General features: G+C 53.8%; 3 protein-coding genes and 3 pseudogenes. 1 reads left to right on the top strand and 5 read right to left on the bottom strand.

Annotated features, from left to right (window positions below; all coding sequences use genetic code 11):
* Positions 1-69 precede the first annotated feature (69 nt).
* The 5 genes and pseudogenes from galE to ACUXV1_RS23090 all read right to left on the bottom strand — a co-directional run.
* Positions 70-1,074 (bottom strand): UDP-glucose 4-epimerase GalE, encoded by a 1,005-nt coding sequence (gene galE / locus ACUXV1_RS23110; protein ID WP_043641479.1) that lies wholly within the window; start codon positions 1,072-1,074, stop codon positions 70-72.
* Positions 1,075-1,298: 224 nt separating this feature from the next.
* Positions 1,299-2,173, bottom strand: a pseudogene (locus ACUXV1_RS23105) (IS3 family transposase); the annotation flags it as partial.
* A complete protein-coding gene (locus ACUXV1_RS23100; RefSeq protein WP_244269670.1) occupies positions 2,140-2,682 on the bottom strand; it encodes a transposase in 543 nt (180 codons plus the stop codon). The gene ACUXV1_RS23100 and the pseudogene ACUXV1_RS23105, both read right to left, overlap by 34 nt.
* A 619-nt stretch (positions 2,683-3,301) precedes the next feature.
* On the bottom strand, positions 3,302-3,547 hold the full coding sequence (locus ACUXV1_RS23095; RefSeq protein ID WP_208854914.1) for a hypothetical protein: 246 nt from the start codon (positions 3,545-3,547) through the stop codon (positions 3,302-3,304).
* Between the two features lie 228 nt (positions 3,548-3,775).
* Positions 3,776-4,024 (bottom strand): annotated as a pseudogene (locus tag ACUXV1_RS23090) (transposase); the annotation flags it as partial.
* A gap of 68 nt (positions 4,025-4,092) precedes the next feature.
* Between ACUXV1_RS23090 and ACUXV1_RS23085 the strand changes: the two are divergent.
* Positions 4,093-4,586: pseudogene (locus ACUXV1_RS23085) on the top strand (integrase core domain-containing protein); the annotation flags it as partial.

The following is a 4,586-nucleotide window of genomic DNA, read 5'->3' as shown; positions in this document are numbered from 1 at the left end:
GCGGAGATGGCAGGGGCGATGAAACTGATGCCACTCGATTACATGTGCTAGGCCAGTATTTCCAGAGAACTAATAGCCGCTAGGGTTTTGATTCTGCCAGCGCCAGCTGTCCAGGCACATGTCCCCTAGCCCTCTAGTTGCTTTCCAGCCAAGCAAGAGTTCGGCCTTGCTGGGATCCGCCCAACAGGCCGGAATGTCACCTGGGCGTCGAGGAGCGATCTCATAGGGAATAGGGCGGCCACAGTGCAACTCAAAGGCATGCACCATGTCAAGTACCGAGTAGCATTGGCCAGTGCCAAGGTTGACAGTGATCAAGCCGCACTTCTTTTGCAATGTTTCCAGCGCTTTGAGATGGCCGTTAGCTAGGTCGACAACATGTATATAGTCACGCACGCCAGTGCCATCTGGGGTAGGGTAGTCGTTACCAAACACTTGTAACGCTTTGCGTTTGCCGATAGCTACCTGGCTTATGAATGGCATTAAGTTATTGGGGATGCCATTCGGATCTTCGCCGATCTGACCGCTTTCGTGTGCACCGACAGGATTGAAGTAGCGCAGCAGAGCAATGTTCCACTCGGGTTCCGTTTTACTGAAATCACGTAGTATGTCTTCCGCTATTAGCTTGCTGCGACCGTAGGGATTGGTCGCAGATAAGGGGAAGTCTTCGCGGATGGGGACCGTCGCAGGGTTGCCATAGACGGTAGCTGAGGAACTGAAGACAAGAGTTTTTACGTGATACTGACGCATTGCATGGAGCAACTGCAAAGTGCCGTTGACATTGTTGTCATAGTATTCCAGCGGTTTTTCTACTGATTCGCCTACGGCTTTGAGTCCGGCAAAGTGGATGACGGCCTGAATGGGGTGTGAGAAGGCATCTGCGAGCGATGCAGTATCTCGGATATCACCTTGGATGAAGGTAAGCTGCTTGCCGGTTAGGTCTTGTATTCGCTTGAGAGATTCGACTTTGCTATTGCAGAGATTGTCGAGTACCACTACGTCGTGGCCTGCCTCAAGCAACTGCAGGCAGGTATGGGAGCCAATGTATCCAGCACCTCCAGTAACCAAAATTGTCATGTCGCTTAAAAATCCAAAAAAGTTTAAATTATGTGTTTATTTGTTGGCATTATCTTAGCCAGAGTGCCAACCATGTTATGTTAGTATTGTTACATAAAGGCGTCAGCATTGAAAATGTCTCTCGTCTACAGGCTACTTCGAAAACTTCAAGATGTCTGCTGGGAGTGAGAGGCGAAGTCGAATCTGTGTTGGACTGTCCCAGGTACCATAGACAAATTTCTGCCTCACGCCGAAGCCCGTTCAAAGGCCTCGGGGCTGATGCCACCCAGGTAACTATGGCGGCGGATTCGATTGTAAAAAAACTTCGATGTAATCGAATACATCTGACTTGGCCAAGTCGCGGGTTTTGTAAATCCGTTTGCGGATACGCTCCTTCTTCAGACTGTGAAAGAAGGACTCTGCCACGGCGTTATCCCAGCAATTGCCACGTCGGCTCATGCTGGGTTCAAGGTCGTGGGAGGGGCAGAAACAGCGCCAGTCATCACTGCGATATTGCGACCCTTGGTCCGAATGAACCAGCACACGACCGGTAGGCTTGCGCCGCCACAGCGCCATCAGCAGAGCGTCCAACGCCAATTCGCGGTTCAATGTCGGTTTCATCGACCAGCCCACCACCTTGCGTGAGAACAAGTCGGTCACCGCCGCTAGACAAAGCCAGCCCTGCCAGGTGCGGATGTAAGGTAATGTCCGTTACCCAGGCTTGGTCAGGCTGTGATGTCGTGAATTCACGGTTCAGATGGTTGGGGGCTACCCTGCAATGGGCCGTGGGGCTTTATAGCCGCGCTGAGCCTTGATTCTGTGTTGCCGCATGATTCTGGCGACACGATGCTTGCCACACAGTTCGCCGATTTTGCGCAGGTCGCCCAGAACACGGCGAGATCCATAGACCCCCACCACTGGCCTGCCACGAGTCACGAATCAGAGCCAGTAATCTAGTATCTTCCTTGGCGTGGTCGGACTCGGGGCGATGTGGCCATTGATAGAAGCCGGCGCGGGCAACTTGCCACAAACGGCACATGGTCGTCAGTGGCCAGGCATGACGATGCTCGTTCATGAAGCGGTACTTCACTCGGACTCCCTGGCAAAGTACCGCGCGGCTTCCCAAGAGACTCCCTCGACAGATGGCGCAGGTTGCAATTGCAACTCAAACCCAAATAACGCTGCACGGCAACGAAGTTGCTTGACCACACGCTCTCGATACTGTTGCTTATAGTAGTCTGCTCCAGGATCTCGATAGTCCATGCCAAATCGCATCGCGTTGTAAAACAGCACCGCAACCTTCCGTGCAGTTGCCGTGACGGCTTTGGCGTGGCCAATCCTGGCGGCAAGACGACGATAAAAGGCCCCAAGCGCGGTATTGCTCCGCCCAATCGCAACGGCGGAAAGTCGGAGAGCAACGGTGACTCGGTTGCTGGTTTTACGCGTATGTGCTGAAAGAATCTTGCCGCCGCTGATCTTGCAACCTGGGGATAGCGTCAACCAGGACGTGAAGTGCTTTGCTGTTGGCCAACGGCTCAAGTCGGTTCCACATTCGGCAATCAACCGCAGAGCAAAGAATGGGCCGATACCGTGTATTTGAGTCAAATCGGTCCCTGCAAGTTGATACATGGCCGTACGCACGTCAAAGTCAGGATCGCTTGGCATCCTGCTGCGGTGCTTGGCTTTGGGAAGCGGAACCTCTGGCGCAGGACGGCAAAGGTTCAGTCTGGCCACGGTCCTTTCAATTTCTTGATCACACTCCTCAATACAGTTCTGATAGAAATCGTATAGTGCCAGAGCTTGTTTGAGCGCAAACACATGCTCTGGCCGATGGTTACCGACCAATGCGGCCCGGATAGTCGCCAGGCTCTCCTTGCACCGGACATCACGCATGGCTGCCAACTTGTCCGGGTCTCGCTCACCGGCGACGATAGCTCGGATGATTCTCATCCCAGTCACGCCTGTAATTGTAGCAATCACATGGTGGAGCTGCAGATTCATGTAGGTCCGCCCCTTCAGCATGTGCTGAATGTGCGCGGCAGCGTAATCGGTATGCCGCTCGCGCGCTCGCAGATAGGCTCGGGGTTCAGCAATTTCTCCTCCTGGTCAGAAGCCTGCGCGTAACAACCCGCATGCGTGAAGTCGTCGCAGCCATTGCGCATCATTAATATCGCTCTTTCTGCCAGGAACCGGACGCGTCTCCCGCGCATTGGCCAGAATGACCTCCAGCCCGCGGCTTTCAAGCACTTCAAATGCGGCTACCCAATAAACCCCCGTCGATTCCATCGCAACAAGTTTGGATACCCATGGCAACCAGCCAGTCAGCCATCCTGACCAAGTCGCTGGTGAAGGACTGAAAGGTTTGAACAGGCTCATCGCTAATATCCGGATTGATGGCTACAACATGAAAGCGCGAACCGATGTCGATTCCCGCTGCAAATGGATGAATGATCAGAAGCCCCGCTGGCTTTGACTGTGCTTGATCGCGAGACATGATCCACCTCCTGACGGTCATACGCAGGACAGGGATTCGGATTGATCAATTTCCTAAATGGGGTCGTCCGAAGACGCCACCACAGACGGGTCCGCAGCTTCCCCTGGGCCAAGTTTTTGACGGGGTTTACGCCACCAAGAAGCAGTCGGCGACAGTCCATGCGTACTGTGAGTGTAGACCGCCAGAGTTTCTAGACATAAGGACCACGGAAAGGGCGTGTGGGCGGTTTTTTAGAATATCTCGCTCTTCTTCTGTACGCCGCAGTTGCGCCTTAAGGCGAAGGATTTCGCTCTTGGCCTCGATCAGCTCGGTCGCCTGCTTCTCGGAGTTATCTGGACTGACCGCTTTCACCCATTTGTAGAGGCTGTGGCTGGAAACCCCAAGTCGGGCGGAAACTTCGGCAACCGAGTAACCGCGCTCAGTTACCTGTTTGACGGCTTCTTCTTTGAGTTCAGGCGTGAAACGCTGTGTGCTCATGGACATCCTGCTATGCTAAAATCATAGAGCAGGATTGCCTACAGAAGCGGGGACAGTCCAATCAGTTACTGGCACGTCCCTTGGTCGCCAATCAAGTCTGGTCGATAGACTGCGTGTTCGACCGGACGGCAGAGGGGAGTGTCATCAAGAATCAGGCCGTGGTCAATGATGCCACGCATGAGGCAGTGGCTATTGTTCCGGAACGTGCGATGGGGGTCTGAATCTGACGCGTGTCCTCAACCAGCTGGTGACGACGCGTGGCTTGCCCAAAACCATCAGGGCCGATAACGCAGCCGCGCGATGTTGACCTGGGCACACGCTCGTGGGGTCAGATCTTTCTCATTGGGCTAGGCAAGCCCAATCAGAACGCTTAATTCGAATTGTTTAACGGGCGCTTTCGGGATGAGTGCTTGAATGAACACTGGTTCACCAGCCTGCCCCATGCCTAGGTCGTCATCGAAGCCTGGCGTAGGGAATACAACAACGAAAGGCCCAAGAAAGCACTGGGTGGTTTGACGCCGACTGGCTATGCCGAATCACTTGAAGAGAAATCAGATAAATT

The sequence above is a fragment of the Chromobacterium sp. W521 genome (assembly GCF_052805975.1).
The sequence above is the reverse complement of the archived record's forward strand: the minus strand, read 5'-3'. Positions and strand labels throughout refer to the sequence as shown.

Excerpts from the sequence above, each read along its gene's own strand:
- galE (WP_043641479.1), bottom strand. The coding sequence starts at position 1,074 with ATGACAATTTTGGTTACTGGAGGTGCTGGATACATTGGCTCCCATACC.
- ACUXV1_RS23100 (WP_244269670.1), bottom strand. The coding sequence starts at position 2,682 with ATGTATCAACTTGCAGGGACCGATTTGACTCAAATACACGGTATCGGC.
- ACUXV1_RS23095 (WP_208854914.1), bottom strand. The coding sequence starts at position 3,547 with ATGTCTCGCGATCAAGCACAGTCAAAGCCAGCGGGGCTTCTGATCATT.